13 protein-coding genes and 3 pseudogenes are annotated in these 19226 nt (G+C 57.4%); 9 read left to right on the top strand and 7 right to left on the bottom strand.

Annotated features, from left to right (window positions below; all coding sequences use genetic code 11):
* Nucleotide 1: 1 nt before the first annotated feature.
* The gene (locus LDN70_RS05875) at nt 2-1255 is read right to left on the bottom strand and encodes a plasmid pRiA4b ORF-3 family protein (RefSeq protein WP_223942038.1); all 1254 of its coding nucleotides are present in this window, start codon (nt 1253-1255) and stop codon (nt 2-4) included.
* Between the two features lie 106 nt (nt 1256-1361).
* Between LDN70_RS05875 and LDN70_RS05870 the strand changes: the two genes are divergently transcribed.
* A complete protein-coding gene (locus LDN70_RS05870; RefSeq protein ID WP_223942037.1) occupies nt 1362-1775 on the top strand; it encodes a hypothetical protein in 414 nt (137 codons plus the stop codon).
* A gap of 229 nt (nt 1776-2004) precedes the next feature.
* Here the strand turns inward: LDN70_RS05870 and LDN70_RS05865 are convergent, their stop codons facing one another.
* From LDN70_RS05865 to LDN70_RS05850, 4 genes are all read right to left on the bottom strand, one after another.
* Nucleotides 2005-3267: an APC family permease gene (locus LDN70_RS05865; RefSeq protein ID WP_223942036.1), complete on the bottom strand. Its 1263-nt coding sequence runs from the start codon at nt 3265-3267 to the stop codon at nt 2005-2007.
* Between the two features lie 21 nt (nt 3268-3288).
* Entirely contained in the window at nt 3289-5844 is a 2556-nt protein-coding gene (locus LDN70_RS05860) for a helix-turn-helix transcriptional regulator (protein WP_223942035.1), read from the bottom strand.
* Between the two features lie 389 nt (nt 5845-6233).
* Complete coding sequence (cspE, locus tag LDN70_RS05855) at nt 6234-6437, bottom strand: transcription antiterminator/RNA stability regulator CspE (protein WP_011773907.1); 204 nt, start codon at nt 6435-6437, stop codon at nt 6234-6236.
* Between the two features lie 301 nt (nt 6438-6738).
* Nucleotides 6739-6939 (bottom strand): hypothetical protein, encoded by a 201-nt coding sequence (locus LDN70_RS05850; protein ID WP_142939985.1) that lies wholly within the window; start codon nt 6937-6939, stop codon nt 6739-6741.
* 135 nt (nt 6940-7074) lie between these two features.
* Between LDN70_RS05850 and LDN70_RS05845 the strand changes: the two genes are divergently transcribed.
* Together LDN70_RS05845 and LDN70_RS05840 are read left to right on the top strand one after the other, a co-directional pair.
* Nucleotides 7075-7233 (top strand): hypothetical protein, encoded by a 159-nt coding sequence (locus tag LDN70_RS05845; protein ID WP_223942034.1) that lies wholly within the window; start codon nt 7075-7077, stop codon nt 7231-7233.
* Between the two features lie 54 nt (nt 7234-7287).
* Nucleotides 7288-8533, top strand: a pseudogene (locus LDN70_RS05840) (flavin-containing monooxygenase).
* A gap of 122 nt (nt 8534-8655) precedes the next feature.
* Here LDN70_RS05840 and LDN70_RS05835 read toward each other — a convergent pair.
* Nucleotides 8656-9529, bottom strand: a pseudogene (locus LDN70_RS05835) (IS3 family transposase); the annotation flags it as partial.
* A gap of 257 nt (nt 9530-9786) precedes the next feature.
* On the opposite strand from LDN70_RS05835, the gene LDN70_RS05830 reads away from it, so the two are divergent.
* Entirely contained in the window at nt 9787-10836 is a 1050-nt protein-coding gene (locus LDN70_RS05830) for an IS110 family RNA-guided transposase (protein ID WP_223942033.1), read from the top strand.
* A 20-nt stretch (nt 10837-10856) separates the two neighbouring features.
* Here the strand turns inward: LDN70_RS05830 and LDN70_RS05825 are convergent.
* A pseudogene (locus LDN70_RS05825) lies at nt 10857-11135 on the bottom strand (transposase); the annotation flags it as partial.
* Nucleotides 11136-11876: 741 nt separating this feature from the next.
* Here LDN70_RS05825 and LDN70_RS05820 point away from each other — a divergent pair.
* The 5 genes from LDN70_RS05820 (at nt 11877) to LDN70_RS05800 (ending at nt 18727) form a co-directional block, all read left to right on the top strand.
* Nucleotides 11877-12032: a hypothetical protein gene (locus LDN70_RS05820; protein WP_223942032.1), complete on the top strand. Its 156-nt coding sequence runs from the start codon at nt 11877-11879 to the stop codon at nt 12030-12032.
* 322 nt (nt 12033-12354) lie between these two features.
* Entirely contained in the window at nt 12355-13386 is a 1032-nt protein-coding gene (locus tag LDN70_RS05815) for a DNA adenine methylase (protein ID WP_223942031.1), read from the top strand.
* A 245-nt stretch (nt 13387-13631) separates the two neighbouring features.
* Nucleotides 13632-14975 (top strand): McrB family protein, encoded by a 1344-nt coding sequence (locus LDN70_RS05810; protein WP_223942030.1) that lies wholly within the window; start codon nt 13632-13634, stop codon nt 14973-14975.
* Nucleotides 14976-14978: 3 nt separating this feature from the next.
* The gene (locus LDN70_RS21220) at nt 14979-16355 is read left to right on the top strand and encodes an McrC family protein (protein ID WP_223942029.1); all 1377 of its coding nucleotides are present in this window, start codon (nt 14979-14981) and stop codon (nt 16353-16355) included.
* Nucleotides 16352-18727 carry an Eco57I restriction-modification methylase domain-containing protein gene (locus LDN70_RS05800; protein WP_223942028.1) on the top strand — a complete coding sequence of 792 codons (2376 nt, stop codon included), beginning with the start codon at nt 16352-16354 and terminating at the stop codon, nt 18725-18727. The genes LDN70_RS21220 and LDN70_RS05800 overlap by 4 nt, the downstream gene beginning before the upstream one ends.
* Nucleotides 18728-19226 lie beyond the last annotated feature (499 nt).

Here is a 19226-nt window from a genome sequence, read left to right as displayed (position 1 = left end):
GTTAGTCCTGCAGGCGGCTCTGCACGTCGAGCAGGAACTTGATGCCGGCATCGGATAGTTCCAGCTCACCTGAACCCCACTTGGTGGAGCCCCAAAGCCTCAGGCAGATCAAGCTTTGTTGGACATCTACCCTCAAGCCACGTGCCCAGTCCAGCGGAATATCGGCACCTGTCGTGGTTCGTAAGCCGCGATCGTGGAGCGCGAGCTGCACCACCTCGTCCACCAGTTTCCAAGGCGGTTTGCTTCCCGTAAGCTCCCAGTGCACCGCGAGCTGAGTGGCGAGCTTTACGCCCTCGTGTCCGGGTGATGCTAATCGATCAGCCACATAGTGCCAAAGCATGGTCGGCCTTTTGATGAGCTTTCTGGCTGCCGGTGTTAGGAGCAGTCTGTCCTTATTCTTGCGAAGGAGTTTCCACTCCTGAAGCCGTTCGCGGACGACGCGGACAGGTGCTGCGTGGCTTTCTGTGGAGACGTTCGCATTCCAGGGTTCGATCCACTCGAGTTCCGTCATTGCACGCTTAACGACTGCGGGTTTGAGATAGCCCGCCCCTGTCAGAGGTAATCCATCTGGGCCGGCCTGGTTGAGGAACCAAAGGACGGGGCCCAGGACGAACTCCACCTCTTCATCGGAAACGTTCCCCGGCCACAACCGACGAGCCAATAGTCGCAGTTGATCGTTCGCGTCGTTGATGTCAAAAGCGATCGGATCGAACTTTGCCAGGCTCTCCTGGGTCACGAACTCGAGCCACTCAACAGCTTCCTGGTGCTCAGGGTGCTTGGGGTTGGAAACCACTGCCACCACGTTGGCGTAGCCGTGGACTCCCCCGGAATCCTCCAGGGGTCCCCGCATTGCGCCGCCGGTGCACGTGATCGCATTGCCCTCAAGCACGGCAGGCCCAACCACGTCGATCTCGTGGGTCCAGTTGTCCCCGAAGTCATAGTCGTACTCGAGGTCCGACCGGCCGGGGACCTTCGCGTCAAAGAGCTCAAGTAGCCGCACGCCAGCCGCTACCTCGCTACCCGCGGGGAGATCGCCGTCGTCTACCGCCATGATGATGCGCTTCTTACCTGCGCGGTCATGGCCCGCAATGGCGTAGAGATGCGAATCCTTCCAGCCGAACGCGCACTGGATGGCCCCGTGAAGTTCAGCGACCGTGGCGGTTTCGGGGAGGACGAGCTGCCGCCAGATCAGCGGCTCAGTCTCACTGATGGAAATACGCAGCTCGACGGCCGGGACATTTGTGGATGATTCCATGACCGCCATTCTTCCAGTGCCCGGGACGCGTTTCGCGTCACGTGTCCTTGATTTGGCCTACTACACCTTTGGACGGGGCTAAATCGACGAAGACTAGGACTTCCCAGTGATCACACACTTCTACCCAGCGGTACTTCGCGTCGTCACATGCGTCATAGCTGTGTGTTCTGCTGTGTCCGCCACCCTGCTGGGGGCAGCACCGCCACCGGAAGGTTTGGACATCCTTGACCCCTCAGACATGCGAACCACCACGGTGGTTCTCACAATGGCCTTGGGAGTTGTGGCGCCAGTAGGGATGTTGATTGCCGGCTCCCTCAAGTGCCTTCTTCTAAAAGCTGGGGTCTTCGCAGCGTCGGGTTTCGGCAATGCCATGATGCTGAGCCCGCTTGTGGTGGTTCCTTTTCAGGAAACATCCACCATGCTGGCGGTTATCTGCTCGGTAGCCCTGACTATTGCGAGCATCATTACGTACATGGAATCTGTTGAACGCAGAAACGCTCGACGGCGGGCCAACACCTAGGCGCTCGATTTCAGCACCTATTTTCGGTCCTTTCCACCCCTAATTTGCTCCAAATTGGCACCTATTTGCCTCTTTCGAACACCTAGTGCCGGAAATCGCCCATAGTCTCTTCTTGTGCCTTCGGGGCGGATCCCGATGTCCGGAGGGAGTCCCATCCGCCCTGGCGTAGGAGGCACGACGGCGCGGCTCCACCGACCACCCCCTGGTGGGGCCGTGCCCAGCCGGAGCGTTAGCGGGCTGAACGGCTAAGCCGCAAACGCACCAAGCGATAGACGATCCCAACCGCGAACATCAACACACCCACGCCGGCAGATATCGGCGGCAGCGTGGCAACGAGAACCACGCAGGCAACCGCTCCCGCAACCTGCAGGAACTTCGGATATCGGCGGTCTTCTGCTGGCTGGGTGTAGGCGGCGATGTTGGCCACCAAGTAGTACAGCAGAACTCCGAATGACGAGAAGCCGATGGCCCCGCGAAGATCGGCCACTGCGATGATGATGCAGATCACCGCGGCCAGCGCCATCTCCGCACGATGCGGGACCTTATACCGAGGGTGCACTGCGGAGAGCCAAGGGGGCAGGTCGTGTTCCCGGGCCATGGCCAGGCTCGTCCGTCCGAGGCCTGCGATGAGGGCCAATAGCGCACCCAGCGACGCCACGGCGGCACCGACGCGTACCACGGGTGCAGCCCATGCCAAGGTACCGGCATTCACAGCATCGGCCAACGGCGTTGGCGTGGCAGCCACCCCGTCGGGGCCAAGGGCCGCGAGCAAGGTCACTGCTATGACGGCGTAGATGAGGATGGTGATACCCAAGGCAATGCTGATCGCCCGTGGAATAGTGCGCTTGGGTTCGCGTACTTCTTCGCCCATCGTCGCAATCCGTGCGTACCCGGCAAACGCGAAGAACAGTAGCCCCGCCGATTGCAGAATCCCGTACCAGCCGCTGGCCAACAGTCCGTCGCCCACAAAGCTGCCAAAGTCAGGACCTGAGCCACCCCACACAGCAGCGATTGCAATCGTCAGAGCAGCAAGCACAGCGACCACCAGCACACGCGTCAGCCCGGCGGTGCGGGTCACCCCGTGATAGTTCACCGCAGTTAAAACCACGACGGCGGCAATCGCCACCGGGCACTCCCAACCTTGGGGTGCGGCATAGGCGGCGAAGGTCATGGCCATGGCTGCGGCACTCGCCGTCTTGCCAATGACGAATCCCCATCCGGCCAGGAACCCGGGCCACGGGCCGAGTCGTTCACGACCATAGACGTACGTGCCGCCGGATGTTGGGTAGGCAGCAGCGAGCTGAGCTGACGACGTGGCATTGCAGAAGGCCACGAAGGCAGCCACCACCAAACCGATGAGCAGCCCTGATCCCGCGGCTGCGGCGGCTGGGGTGAACGCCGCGAAAACACCTGCACCGATCATGGACCCCAGCCCAATCAGCGATGCGTCGAACGTGCCTAGTCGGCGCGCCAAAGCCCGAGAGTTGCTCACGATGATCCAGCCTATCCCGGGTCAACGTGGCGGAAGTGAATTACCCACCAGCATGAAGAGGCTATTGCGGGACGTTGCACCGGACTTCCGCAAGGCGTTGGAGATGTGGTTCTCCACTGTCCTGGCGCTGATGCCCAGTTGTTCACCGATCTCCACATTGGTGAGGTGACCGGCCAAGATAGCTACCTCGATCTCCCTTTCGGTCAGCGGTGTTGCCCTGAAGGAATTGAAGGAGAGCTGCTCGTTTGCTGACGGGAACCGGACAGCAAAGACAGAGGAAGCTTGTGCCATGGCGTCAGCTGCGGCCGCGTCTCCTTCGATGACGTGGCGTTTGAGAGCTCCCCGGAGGAGCATCCCCACCTGGTACGTGTCGATGTCAGGTTCATAGTGTTTGAGGAGGAGGCCAAGTAGCTTGTGGTCGCCCTCCACCACTGCGCATGCAATGGCGACGAGCTGGTGGTGAACCGTGAGGCCGCTCTCCTGCAGGATCTTTTGCAATAGATCCAGGACCTGCCGGCCAGGAATCAGGCACGTACAAAGCAACGCTGTCATCAAGGCTTCCAGGACGTAGCCGCTTTTCAACTGCTGCTTGATGAGTTTGGTGGCTTTCCGGTCGAAGGTGGAAGGCTGAGTGCTGTTGTGAGCAATGAGTTCGTAGGCTCCCTTGCCGATGCCGGGAAGGGGGCCAACGTCGGCCACGTCGGTTCGCGCCTGCGCGGCTATGGACAGCGTTGGCAGCAGTGCGGTGGTGGCGTGCCGGAGCCCCGCGAGCCTGAGCATGGCATCGTAGAGGGAATCCACAACGAACCCCGGACGGCCCATAGCGAACACGCTGCTCATGAGGTATTCAGCCTCTTCGAAGTGTCCACGGTATAGGAGGCCATGTGCAGCTACATAGCTGCTGGTGATCACACCGAACTGGTCCAGGTTCTTCCGGGACTCGGCTCGCCAGTCCAACGCCATCACCAGAGACTCCTCCACCCGGCCAGCCGCGAACAGGGCGAAACTGCGGACGAATGGGCGCAGATGCGGGATGGCGTCGTCGTCGCCTGCGCCTTCCACTGCGTCCAAAGCCGCCGCCGGTCTACAGCGGTAGAGCTCCAAGAGTCCTTGAACCAAGCACCCCAATCCTGTCTTGCTGCTCTCAAACGCCGCTGGCAAGTCGCCGGTGTCCAGTCGCCCCCTGCCATGGGAGACATTGATGAATAAGATGGCGTCGCTAACTTCCGTCAGCAACTGCGGATTATCTCCTGCAAACTTTTGGAGGATCTCGACGGCGGCTCTCGGGCCGCGTCGGGTGTGGATCGCAAGCATGGCCTCAGTGACGGCGACAAACAGTAGGTCCTGGGTTTCGGCGTCGAAGTTTGTGGTTTCCGCGCAGATACTGCCGGCACGCTCCACGTCCACGGGCGCTCCCCAGTAGATGCGAAGGACTGCCGCGCCGTTGGCTGCTGACTTATTGGCCTGCCAGCGTTCGAAGCGGATCTGTTCACGGTCCGCGTTGTACTCGTGAATTTGTCTGGAGGTAATGGCGTCGTCGTCAGCCTTCTCAAGCCGGAGGGCTGATAGGGCACGGGAAAGGCAGTCTGCGGTGCGCTTTTCCGGGACCGCGTGAGGCGCGGCCTCAAGGACGCCGGCGATCTTCGTGCGGAGCAGTCTGCTATCGCGCAGCTTCTTGCTGTCGCGGAAGTAATCGGCGATGACTGGTGGGCTGATGGCGGCGATAGAGCCACCTTGATGATCGGCCAGTACGGAAAGGAATCCTCTGCGTTCCAGACCTTCCAGGGCGTCCTGGTGGATGACCTTGAGGAGCACATCCACCCGTGCCGTGCCCAGAATCGCCATGATGTGCAGGGCTGTGAACTCATCAGCACTTAGTTCGGCCAGGAGCGCCTCCAGTGTGCCGCGCAGGTGCTCGTTCCATAGGGTCTCGGCAGACATGGTCCATTGCTTGTCCTCCATAGCCAAGAGGTTGCTCAGGGCTGCGGTCTCTGCGATCCGTACTACCAGCCGCGGGTTGCCGGCGGATTTGGTGAGAATGCGCGCAGTTGTGTCTGCGTCGGCCGGCGCGCCCAGAACCTGTGCGATGAGGAGGTGAACTTGCTCGTAGTGAAGCGGATCCAATTGCAGATGCGCCTCCCGGCCAAGGTTGAGCACGGCCAACTGACCTCTGGAAAACGCCCACGTTTCGGGGGCCGTTGCCACCATAGGGCAATCCGACCTTCGCCTGACAGCCTCCAGTACAGCCAGCGACTCGCTGTCCAGGAGGTGGAGATCATCAACTACCAGCAAGTGCTTGCCGGGCTTGGCCAACTGGCTCGAAAATACGTCGGCGATGTCCAACACACTGCTGCGTCCTGGCCTCACGTCAAGCCCCAGCCCTTTGATGGCCGAATATGGGATGGATCGATGTGTGCGGAGACCACTGACGAAGTGCACGGAGACTCCGGATTTCTCCAAGTTGCTCATGACGTTGCGCAATACTGTCGTTTTGCCGCCGCCCGGTCCGCCGACCACCCTCACTCCGATTCCGCGTGCGACGAAGTCCAGGATTCGTTGCACCTCTGAATCGAACACGTGACCTCGCCTCCTGTTCCTGTGGTTGTCCGACATGCGGCTCACTTCGCAGGCTAGAACGTGAAAACGGGACTAGGTGGCAAAACTGCCTTGCACAGGCAGTTTCGGGGCGGTCTAGGTGGTGATTTGGGCCAAATTAGGTGCTCGCGGGCCTCTTCTAGGTATATGAGGCCTTTGGAGGTTGACTGTTCCATGGGGTACTTCCTCAGCTCGCCGGGTGGATTACGTTCCACGCTACGGAGAACTGGAATCGAATTACATGGGTGTAATTCGGTATGTGGATATGTGTTCTACAACAACTGGAGGCTGTAGAAGATATCTTCTATATGGGGGCAGACAAAAAAGCAGGGCCGGTCAGCGACCGGCCCTGCTCCTTAGTTATCCGAAGACTAGATAGCCTGGATGTTTACTGCCTGGGGACCCTTGGGGCCCTGCTCGACGTCGAAGGAAACCTTCTGGTTCTCTTCGAGGGAGCGGTAGCCCGAGGAGTTGATCGCAGAGTAGTGAGCGAAAACGTCCTGGCTGCCATCTTCAGGAGAGATGAAGCCGAAGCCCTTTTCGGAGTTGAACCATTTCACGGTACCTGTAGCCATTTTTTCAGTCCTTACTGAAGGTGGAGATTGTCCCGACTTTCGGGTCTCCGGGTGTGGGGTGTTCTCCACCGTTACTTCAGAAGGTCACGATCCGGAAGGATCGTGGGGACTGCCTGAACTACCAAATGCCAAACACAACAACACCGTCAAGTCTACATACATCTGAGCAGATAGCTAGTGCTGGGAAATATTTATCCATCGGATGTGTCCCATGGAGGCAGTTCCAGGTCTTTAGCGCCCAGAGATCGTTGCGTCGCCACTGACATTTTTGGCGTCGGGAGACGCTATTTCGCCGTGGGCGCTACTGGGGTTCATCACCCTTGGCTGTGCCTTGGAGCCTGTCCTTGATCACCCAACTGGTGATTGCCGGAGCTGCAGTAGCTATAAGGCACACTGTTGCCCAGAAGTTGTCCAATAGTCCTGTTACCAACAGAACCAGGCTTAGTGCAGCCACCACCGGCGTTGCGATATCGAGCACCCGAAGCAAGGTTGCGGTCTTCATATCCAAATCCCCCCAGATTCTTTTCCCGAAAGCCTACGTCCTTTGAACACACGCAGCATCCGCCGGCCGCACATCCCCGGACGCATGGCCGCGCCCAAATAAGGTGGTCTGAGCCGATCTGAAGGAGGCGCAACCATGGCGGACGACGCCGCGTTTGAACCAATTCCCGAGCTGGACGGGCAGACGTCCATTCACGACTTCCTGCCGCCCACCCCCGCCACGACGCCCGTTGAGATCCGTGAGCCGACGGACAGCGAGCTGGCCGCGTTGTTCTTCGAGGCGCAGAGCCAATAGGAAATCCTTCTTCTCCCATCCCCAAAAGCCACCCTCGAGCGTAAACTCCACCCCATGGGACCGACCTCTGACACGGTCATCATCGGCGCGGGCCAAGCCGGCCTCACGACGAGCTACTGGCTCACGCAATTCGGCGTCGAGCATCAGATCTTGGAACGGCGCGACTCACTTGGCGGCGCATTCCAGGACCGCTGGGACAGCTTCTACATGAACACCCCCAACCTTGCGCTGGACCTCCCCGGGATGCCGTACGACGGCGACGACCGGGACGCCTTTATCTCCCGGGACGCTGTGGTGAACCTCTTCAGGCGGTACGCCGAGCTCATCGCCGCTCCAGTCCACACGGGCGTCGATGTGACCCGGTTGTCCTCGGCGCCGGGCGGCGGATTCAACCTTGAGACATCGCTCGGGAACCTGCGCGCACGCAACGTCGTCCTGGCAACGGGCGCCTACCAAGTTCCCAAGATCCCCGCACTAGCCGCCAAGCTCCCTGGCGGCGTGACCCAACTACATACCCATGATTACCGCAATCCGGAGCAGCTGCCAGACGGTGCCGTACTCATCGTCGGAACGGGTCAGTCAGGGGGCCAGATCGCCGAGGAACTTCACGCCACCGGCCGCGACATCCACCTCTCAGTCTCAATCGTCCCCGAAGCGCCCCGCCGATATCCGAGGCCAAGACCTCATCTATTGGATGCTCGAAACCGGCAAACACGGCCCCGACTACGGCGTCAACGCGCTCACCACCGAGGCGCTCCCCTCCCCTGCTGCGCGCTTCGCCCCCAATCCCCTTCTCTCCGGCACCGACGGCGGCCACGCCATTCACCTCCGCGAACTCGGCCGGCGCGGCATTCACCTGCACGGCCACTTGGAAACGATCGACGACGGCGACATCACCTTCAGCGACGACCTCGCCCAACGCCTTGCGGCAGTTGAGTCGATCTTCGCGCAACGGTCGGGAAAAGCGATTGATGCGTACATTGCGGCGGCTGGGATCGACACACCGGAGCAGCCGCCTGCGCCGTCTGATGGCTGGCTCCCCTTTGAACAAACGGAGCTGAACCTCGCCGGTGCGAACATCAAGTCCGTTTTGTGGTCAACCGGGTTCAAGCTCGACTTCAGCTTCGTTGACCTGCCTCTAGTCGACGAGTGGGGCTACCCTCGACACTCGCGAGGCGTCACGGAAACCCCCGGACTATACGTCGTGGGCCTGCCATGGCTAACCCGACACTACTCAGCGATAGTCGGTGGCGTGGGCTTAGACGCCAGGCATATCGCTGAGCGAATCTCCGGCCTATAAACACCTGTTCTCACTCAGAGGGAGGCGGCGGGCAGCGTCCAAATCCTACACATGGACTGAGGAGGCACCCTAGCTCACAACAACTCCCCGGGGACTGCCCCGGCTTTCGTTGACTCGGGGTCTTAGGCCGCTGTGAGCGCGGCCCGGTTGATTGTTTCATATTCGATGGGCGTGAGTTTTCCCAGCCGTCGCTGCCGACGCCGGCGGTGGTAGGTTCTCTCGATCCAGGTTGTGATGGCCAGTCTGAGGTCTTGCCGGGTGAGCCACCGCTGACGGTCCAGGATGTTCTTTTGCAGCAGTGAGAAGAACGATTCCATCGCGGCGTTGTCCGCGCACGCACCGACCCTGCCCATCGATCCTGTCAGGCCATGGTGCCGGAGCGATTCGACGAACCGGCGGGACCGGAACTGGGACCCACGATCCGAATGCACCACGGTCCCTGCAGGTTTGCGTGCCAGCACCGCGTTCTCCAGTGCCGCCACGGCAAGCGAGGACTTCATCCGCGAATCCATCGAATACCCGACGATCCTGCCGGAATAGACGTCCTTCACCGCGCAAAGGTAGAGCTTGCCCTCGGCCGTGGGATGTTCGGTGATGTCAGTCAGCCACAGCTCGTTGGGAGCCACGGCGGTAAAGTCCCGCTCGACCAGATCGTCATGAACCAGTGGCCCGGGCCGGCGGTTCAGTCCGCGTTTCTTCGAGAACACCGACCAGATTCCGTGGTCCCTGCATAGGCGCTGGACCCTGTTCCCACCCGCCGTGATGCCCTTCCCAGGAAGTTCGTCGGCGATAAACCGGTACCCGAATGCCGGGTCGTCGGCGTGAATGTCCAAGGCGGCGTTGACCAGGTGCGCATCGATCCAGTCCCGTTCCGTTACCGGGCTGACTCTCCAGCGGTAGTAGCCTTGCTTGGCTGTTTCCCAACACCCTGCAGGTCACCGCCACTGGAACACCGTGGGCGGCAAGGTCCGTGACCAGCGGGTAGATCTGTAATGGTCAGTAGCCGGCCAGAGGCTGGCTGACAGGCTGGTCCCGGAGGACGGCGCGTGACTCAGGGTATATCCGACCCGCAATGCACGGTGTCTTGAAAATGACTCGTCCGCGCTATTCTCCGGGCACCGGTCTGCCCGCTGCGGATGACCTGATCAGAAGACTGTCCACCCCTGGGGTGTGACTCGTTACAGATGCGTCTCCGAAGCAACCCAGGCAGGCCCCTGCCACCCGTCCGGTTCAATAGAAGAGGAGAACGCACCATGGCGACCATCGCTGAGGAGTTCGATTTCGTCGTCGGAGTCGACACCCACGCCCGCACCCACACTTTCACCGCTGTTCATGCCCCCACAGGGGCAGTGGTCGACACCGCGGTCTTACCGGCTACCTCCGCGGGAATGGACCGTGCGATCAACTGGATCCGGCGGCGCACCGGCGGGGAGAGGGTCTTCGCCGCTGTTGAGGGCACGTCCTCCTACGGTGCCCGGCTCACCCAGGCCCTGTTGGCCGCCGGCATCGAGGTCGGCGAGGTCAGGCCTCCTACCCGGTCATCGCGGGCACTGACCGGAAAGTCGGATCCGATCGACGCCGAAGCCGCCGCCCATTCAGTCCTGAGGCGACCCCGCGATCAGGTGATGCAGCCGCGTGCTGCAGACACCAGGGCCGCGATCAGGATACTGTTGGCCTCCCGATCCCTGTTGGATCACCAACGCACCGCCAACCGCAACGCTCTTACCGCCCTGCTCCGCGGCACCGACCTCGGGATCGACGCCCGGTCATCCCTGCGGGACGCACAGATCACCGCCATCGCTGCCTGGCGGACCTCAAACAGCACCGACCCCGTGATCCGGATCGCGCGCGCTGAAGCCAAACGCCTGGCACTTGCAGTCAAAGACCTCAACCTCCAGCTCGCCGAAAACCATAAAACCTTGGCGCAGCTCACCGAAGAACTGGCGCCAGGGCTTCAATCCGTCTCCGGGGTCGGACCCGTAACAGGAGCGATCATCACGTGCGCCTACTCCCACCACGGCCGCATCCGTTCAGAAGCAGCCTTCGCCGCACTCGGAGGTGTCGCGCCACGCCCGGCATCCTCCGGCAACACCACCAGACACCGACTCAACCGCTCCGGAGACCGTCAACTCAACCGCGCCTTCGACGTCATCGTCCGCACCCGCATGAGCTTCGACACCGAAACCAAGAACTACGTGGCCCGCAGCCGGGCAACAGGAAAATCAAACCGCGAAATCCGCCGGAACCTCAAACGCTACGTCTGCCGCTCCATCTTCCGCCAACTCCAAACCATCATGGCTTGACAGAACCCATAGAAGAGTCATTTTGGGTTGATGTCCCTGGCCCGATAGGCAGCCGCCCGGCGCAGAATCTCGTTCTCCTGCTCCAACAAGCGGTTACGCTTCTTCAACTCCCGCACCTCGGCCGACTCACTCACTGCCGGTCCGGCTCCGGATTCTCTACGTTCGGCAATGGCAATCCAACGCTTCAATGTCGTGACCGACAGCCCGAAATCCTTCGCAATCTGCGCCAGCGGCGCTTCGCCCTTGCGGGCCACATCAATAACATCCTGGCGGAACTCCGCCCCATAAGCCCTGGGCATGGTCAACACCCTTCCACGAGCCAAGCCCGCTAGGTCAAGGAGTCAACAAAACCGGGGGCAGTCCCTTGGTTTGGGTGTCGGCCTAATTTAGCCCCGGCATACGGCCCGCTGTGTGCAGGGCAGCCTGTGCTGGGGAGAATCTAGGTGCTGCCACTTGGGGATGGGTAATGCCGCACCCCTCCCCCAAAAGTGCAACAGATCTGCCGTGATAATCATGGGAAACAACAAATTCCGACTTCTCCCCAGTAAGCGCAACCACAATGCGCGGTGGTTGGTAGTGATTAGAGCTGACAGCCCAAACACATATCTAGCACCACACTTGCGCCCATCGGTGTAGAACACCGGGACTATCGGCTGTGTGACACTTCGGCTGCACCGCGCCGCCGGCCGCGACGTCCTTCTGGCCATTTCCCGGTCCCGGAAGCCCCACGCCGATACCGCGGCCCAGACCTCATCTACTGGATGCTCGAAACCGGCAAGCACGGCCCCGAGCTCGGCGTCAACGCCCTCACTCGCAAGGTCCTGCCTTCTCCCGCGGTACGCTACGCCCCTAACCCCCTGATCTCCGACACCGACGGCGGGCACCGCACCACGCTTGCGGTCGACATTTTGCAAATCCTCCCCCTAGGTGCTTTCGGATGCCTAAGTGTTTTGAATGCACAGGACCGCGGCTGCGCATCCCCGTAAGTTTGGCGGCGCCTAAATAGAATGGTTTGAGACGATCTGAGGAGGGCTTGACAAGTGGCAGACAACACCGCGTCTGAACCTATTCCCGAATTGGAAGGACAAACGTCCCTTCACGACTTCCTGTATCCGACTCCAGCTACAACGCCCGTCGAAGTCCGTGAGCCGACGGACCTCGAACTGAACGCGTTTTTCGAGGCACAGGGCCAATAGGAACCCGTCTCCGTCCGCACCGTTCCAGACCGCCGGGTAGCTTCTACATGAACTCCCGGAAGCTTGCGCGGGACATCCCAGGATGCCACACGACGAAGTCAGACGATCCGGTGAAGCCTCAGGCGACGTAGAGTCGCTTATTGGACCGGTGTCACACCACACCACCGGTAAGTCCGCCCATGGCTTTAATCACAGACTGAGCCTTTTCGCGCCTGAGACGGCATGAACACGACGACGGCATCGCTACGCGCTCCTCCGTAGATGTTAACCTGAGACGGGAAGGCGCCCCTGCCCGCTCAGCAACATAGACCTTTAGGACAAGATGGACTTCTTGGGAAATAAGCGTTCACTTCTGCCGCTCCTCCTGAACATCTTCCAAGAGCACAGTGGTTCGCAAAGCACTTTCATCGATCTCTTCTCGGGAACCGGGACGGTCTCTGCCGCAGTAGCCGATATCGGCTACAAGGTCCACGCCAATGACCAACTGCCACTCGCCGTCATGTGGTCGATGGCACAATTGAGCGTTAGAACGGAGCCAACCTTTGACGGGCTCCGTAGCGCGGGCATCGAGATCAGCAACGTTCAATCTGCAATTGAACACCTAAACGCACTAAGTGGTGTTCCTGGTTGGGTGACGACAAACTACACACCACTTTCATCTCAAAGCACTCCGTTTGAAAGAAAATATTTCACTGAAGCCAACGGAATGCGCATTGATGCCATTCGCAATGAAATCAACAGCTGGCGCCCTATGCTGAGTGGCAGCGAATGGGCACTTCTCATGACCTCCCTCACGACAGGCGTATCCTCCGTTAGCAACATTGCTGGAACTTACGGCTGTTACCTTAAACAATGGAAACCACGCGCACTGACTTCTATAAAGTTGAAGGCTTTTGGATATAAAATTCGTGCGGGGTCTGAACATTTAGTCTCATCCAGGGACGCACAACTGGTTGCCGAGGAAACCTCAGCGGAAATAGCCTATGCCGATCCGCCATATACTAAACGACAATATGCGGCTTATTATCATTTATTAAATAGCGTAATTCAGAAGTCTGATCCCGTGGTATCCGGCAAAACCGGGCTACCTGCTTGGCGGGTTTGGAGCTCCGATTGGTGCTATTCGCGGAAAGCCCCTAGGGCCTTAGATCAGTTGGCAGCAAAAAATTCATCGAGGAAATTTGTCTTGAGTTACAGCAGTGACGGACACATCTCACATAATGAGATCCTAGAAATACTAGGTCAGTACGGGAAAACGCAGTACTACGAAGCAGAAAAAAAGAGATTCCGGAGCTCCACGCGAGAACATGCTTCACACATAGTTTCCGAACGAGTTTATGTGATGTCGCGGTGAGGCTCCCCGTATCAAGCGTGCTCTATACTCACGTCTCAGCTTCGAGCCTCAATGCTTTGCGAGGCCTCAACAAAGGCCAGTATGATCTTCGCCTCGGTTCCGACCTCGCAATCAGCGAGTTCTTCTCAGATGTGCCAGCAGAGTCGCCAACTCAAATGGGTGGGTGGACGAAGACTGTACAGTTTGCACCATTCGACGGTCCCATGCCAATTCCAACCGAGAAATCCGTACATCGACTCCGGTATATGGGTCCGCAGGCCCAGCGAAAAAATGATCACTACTTTGCCGCGCAGCAGCCAGCGACCCAGTACCCCTTGTGGAGTCCAGGTCGAGCATTCGCTACCGAAGCCTCCAATGCTGATTTGGAAGAAGATCTCGTACTCATAATAAAAGACGCATCAGGTGGCTTTCACGGAAGATGGATCCCTGCGGATGAGATTGTCAATCTGCCTAGTGCTCTGCGCCATGAAGTTAAATCTAAGAATCAAGGTGTGTGGTCAGCGAACATGACTCCTGAAGAACATCCCTCAGACCAAGCTTCCCGAGTGATTGCCGCCCTACGTAGCCACCATAATGTGCTCCTCTATGGCCCGCCCGCCACCGGGAAAACTCGTATCATTAGCGAGGTGCTCGCGGCGTTCGGAGATACCTCCCTAACAGTAGACACAGAGTCCGAGCGTCGGCCGCTCTCTACTAGCCCACGGCTGGCTACTGCATGGGCAACATTTCATCAGAGTTATTCTTACGAAGATTTCCTGATTGGGGTGCGGCCGGAAAATCTAGAAGATGGGAAGTTCACCCTGCAGCCGTCACCCGGCATATTGCTAGAGCTTGCCGAGTGGGCCCGACAGGAGAACAGTGAGTCTTTATTAGTTATTGATGAAATAAATCGGGGTAACGTTTCTAAAATTTTCGGCGAATTTATCACCTTCATGGAACCGGACAAACGGCTTCAACCTGACGGCTCCACAGGCAAGTCGACAATCTCGATACGCCTACCATTTGTAGACCGGGACCAATCCGTGAGTGTCACCATACCAAGCACGGGCAGGAAAACTCAGGTACCCAATCCCTTTACGATGCCTTATGGTGTCTATACTTTAGCAACCATGAACTCGGTGGATAAATCCGTTGCGCCTTTGGATGCTGCGATTCGACGGCGTTTTCATGTAATTGATCTTCGCCCCGATTTCTCAATCTTTGAGAACGAACTTGCCGCCAACGAGGGATTAAGAGTCGGATGTCAACTTCTCTCCAAGATTAATCGACGCGTTTCAATGTACCTCGGTCCTGATCACCAATTTGGGCAGTGGTACCTCGCAGGTCTTGAGGAGTCGAATAACGACTGGAAGGAAAAGCTAGCGCAGATATGGCTCAACAAAGTTTTCCCCCAGCTCGAGGAGTATTTCATCGGTCGAAGTGAACAACTCCTTTCAATCCTCTCGATAGACAGGAGCTTGGGGGCCGTGGAAGTTCACAGTCCAACGCTATCCGAGGAGGATCTCGGCGGTTCACCAGTCATTCAGGCCAAGACCTCAGCATCTCCGGACGAAGTTTTGTTGACTGTAACAAACATAATCGAGCATTAGATTGTGGAGCATCCAATAACTGTCACAGAAGGCAGGTCTATTGCACTTAGGCAAATTCTCCGACAGAGTCTCTCACCTGAAATCGAGCATGACATCCGAAGAGTAATATCACACCTCAATGGAAGACTGAGACTTACACTACGGCTGCGACAAGAACCTATTCTGTTTGAAGAAAATGACGAGCCGCGACTCAAATTTCAAGGCATTGCGGGAACTCTGGTACTCCGCGGTAGAGAAATCGATATAAGCCCCAAGCACGCAGACAACGATGTCGGTGACTGGCGCCAAGGGCTCGTCCTAATGTTGTCTCGCAGTTCTCGGCGCGGAGTTCGCTACAGTCGAAGCCGACGCCTGCAGCTCGCCCACCGAACCTTCCTGGACCAGTTCGCCTACAGTTTTGCTTTGGCTCTGGAAACTGCCACAGGAGGGCCTCCGATACGCCAATACAGGCCCTTTAGACAGGAGACCAAGTTTCTGCAGGGTAGGCTTGTGATTTCCCAGCAGCTGCGCAAGTCGATGACTCGCCCCGATCTCCTCATATGCGATTCTGATTCGTTGGACACCGTCAATCCCCAAAATCATCTACTCCTATGGGTAGGTGACCAGCTCATGGCACGCACAGCAGATGCCCAAGTGAAACGTATATTGTCAGTGCAGCTAGATAAGCTTCCCTCTATGCCGCGCATATCATTGCCACCCTCGAGACTTGGCTCCGTCGTGCCCCGGCAATATGCACACTACGACGGCGCTCTACAGCTGGCCACAGCGTTCGTTCGTGGCCAGTCGACCTTTCCTGGTCTCGCGAATGTGGACGGAGCTGGGTTTCTCGTGGGCACGGAACGGCTCTTCGAATCATTTGTGGAGAAGACACTTGGATTGGTCTGCTCGACGAGGGCAGCAGATAGTTGGAGTGTTCGCGCCCAAACAAGTGAGGTCTTCGCCGAGGGCATCGGACACACTCGCAATTTTTTCAGCAAGCCAGACAACATTGTAGACATAGACTCTGTCCCTCGCCTTGTTGTCGATGCAAAATATAAGCGATTTGCCGATAGTGATGACTTTTCTCTGGGAAGCAAACCGACAAATGGGGATGTATATCAAATGGCTGCAGCTTGCATCGCGCATAACTCTCCCAGAGCGCTTCTTTTATATCCCAGATTGTCTAATTCTACCGAAGAACCGCCCACTTGGCGCGTCAGATGGTGGGGAGTTAGAGGCACCAATGGAACGCCAATCTATGTTGGTGCTGCGTGCGTAGATCTCTCAATGCTCTCAGCTCCGGACAAATTACTTCTCTTCGATGAACGAGTTGAAGCGCTTATACAACAGGCTGCGACTCAGCCTATTCCCGTCAACGCGAATGCATCACAGGTGAAATGAAAAGTAAACCAATTAATCGTTTAACGAGAATATCGGATGATATTCTGGTCGACCAAATCGAGCTTTTACTTGGTTTTGAAGAAGAAATGTCATTCACTGACCGGGAACAGAGTCTATGGCTGAATATCTTCGTTGCATTGTCTGACGAGCGATCATATAGCTCAGCCCGGGTGGATGTGCTGCAGAGATGGTTCAGTGCCGGCTCGGTTGCAGTCGACTCGAAGATTGAGCGCATTCGGGATATCTTAGTATCCGCAGAAATAGGAATCTATGATCTCGGCCGGCTTTTCGAGCGACATTTGGCCCGATTAAGGTCGGGCAATCGCAAGGACCAAGGTGCGTATTACACGCCGCTGCCTCTGGCGAAACGCCTACTCCAAGAAGCTGTTGGCCCTTCTGTCAATAATGCCATGACAGTAGCTCATCTTTTGAATCTCAAGATTTGCGACCCGGCCGCTGGAGCGGGTGCCTTCGCCCTTCCTCTGTTGGACATTTTAGCAGCCCGCCTTGTCGAATTATCTGAAGAACTGGATGTCGCATCAGCACGGTCATTAGCCCTTCAGCATTGCATCTACCTTGTTGATGTAGATCCCCTCGCAGTCTCCATCTTGCGTTCCATCCTATGGCTTCACTCAGGATGTTCTGCTGACCTTCAGCCAATACTCGAGCGGCGGGTTGTATGCGGAGATTCCATTTGCGGGCCGCTTGCGAAGTTGCCTGGATCCCATAGCGGATTTGATTGGTACTCTACGTTTCCTAAGGTTTTCGCTGCAGGTGGATTTGACTCAATTATAGGCAATCCTCCGTGGGGAGGGTTACGACCTGACAGCCTGCGCACGAAGCTCGATGACGGACGAGAATGGGATTCGTACTCAGCTGATCGAAGGGCTTATGCAAAATCACTCCAAAAGTATTCGGGATACGCCTTTCAGGGGAAGGGTGATGCAGATCTGTATCGTTATTTCGTAGAAAGGTCCATGCAGCTTGTTCGATCCGGAGGGACCTTAGGTGTAATCGTTCCAGCGGTATTCCTGAAGGCTGAGGGTGCAAAGCCCCTTCGACAGGAAATGAATCGAAGGGGTGGGTTTCGCTCAATCCTTGAGTATTGGAACTCGCGCCGTCTTTTCGATATTCACTCGATGTTTAGATTCATTTTACTGACGTGGCAGGAGTCTTCGAAGGAAGGAATCGAAGCACTTTCCCTTCGCAATCATGACCCGGTACTTGAACCAAATATCGGCGTCAGGCTGGATAGTTCGTATTTGCGGGAAGTAAGTGGAGACAGGTTGACTGTCCCTGACGTTCGAACGGATGATGAGGCAATTCTACTGTCGCATATCTCCCGTCAACACCCCTTCCTTGGTGAGCGTGATAAGGGCCTATGGAACGTAAGATTTGTACGCGAGGTTGATATGACTGGAGCAGGTAAGAAGTTTATTAACATAGCTGATGCTCTTCACGAAAGGGCAACACCGCGAGCAGATGGAACCTGGAAGCATCCAGAGTTGGGAACGCTGCTTCCTGTCTATGAAGGCCGGATGGTCAATCAACACGATGCCTTTGCAAAAACATTCGTAAGGGGTTCAGGTCGTTCCGCAGAGTGGGCCGTTGCTTTACCCACAGAGAAGTCAGTTTTTCCGCAATTTCTAGTACCCGATAATTCTAGTTACGCAAATGCACTTCCACGGACACCTAGGGCCGGATTCTGCGATATCACGGGCCACGCAAATGAACGGACCGTATTGGCGGCAATCATTCCTGCGTTCTCCGTTGCTGGCAATAAGGTGCCCACACTTCGATTTGACTCAGATGATCAAGATCTTCACTATCTTTGGGTGGCAGTTGCCAACAGTTTTGTCATCGACTGGGTTGCTCGTCGTCGAGTGGGTACTTCCATGAACTTTTTCCAGTGGGATCAGATTCCATTTCCGCGGATAGACCCTAAAAGCGATGTTGGATGTGCTCTTATTGGGCACGCCAAGTCGCTGACGCGTTGGACTGCGCAAACCGATATCGAAGAGCTTGGAAGGCGAGCGGAGATTCGTGCCAGGATAGACGCTCTAGTCGCCGTTCAGTTTGGTCTGACTCTCCGTGACTTATCTATGATTCTTAGTGACTTCCCATTGTTGGATCGAAATTCAGCAGCGCATCCGGGGACTCAAACACGTGACCTTGTCTTACTGGAGCTAGGGTATCTGTTGGGCATTTCGAAACCGACCCTCGCGGATGCCGAAATCCCACCGGACTGTGGCTCGCGTTACTTTGATGAGCGTGTTGCCCACGGAGCTGCTCGAGGTGAGACGGCCTACATTCCGGCCGAAATGCGGCGAGTTTTATTTCCTGTCCGTTATGTTTCCACTAGAGTCAGCTAACACGTTTCGGTATTGAAGCTCATCGGATGAACCGCCTAAGTAGGGTTTCGTCTACGTGTAACTTCCCCTCACATTCCGTGGGCGATCGCACCGATGGCGGTGGGGGAGAGTTCGATCTCCGCCCAGGCAGGTTCTTTACAGCTCTCCGTCGCCCACTCACTCGATGACCCCACGTCGGGTGTGCGCACACACGAGGCAAGGCCTCGTGTGTGCTGGGAAGCGCTCTCCGGACTCCCTGCTTCAGCTTGCACAGCTCGCGGTTCAAGCGGCTGCTGGGCTTGCATCAGCTGGCTACAGTGCGACACGAGTGACGTCAGACCTTAGAAGTGCGAGTTGTTCGAATTGATCGGTTGCGGTGAGGCTACGGGCTATTTTGCGGTCGTTGGAATCTATGTATGAAATGCCGCCTAACATCGACGCCTCCGCGGCCGTAGAAGGAGTTGTCCGTGGATTCTGAAGGGGCAGTTCCTCACCCTGTGTTCTACTAGGCTCAAAGAGT

Origin of the sequence: Arthrobacter sp. StoSoilB22, assembly GCF_019977315.1 — a bacterium.
GTDB lineage: Bacteria > Actinomycetota > Actinomycetes > Actinomycetales > Micrococcaceae > Arthrobacter.
The sequence above is the reverse complement of the archived record's forward strand: the minus strand, read 5'-3'. Positions and strand labels throughout refer to the sequence as shown.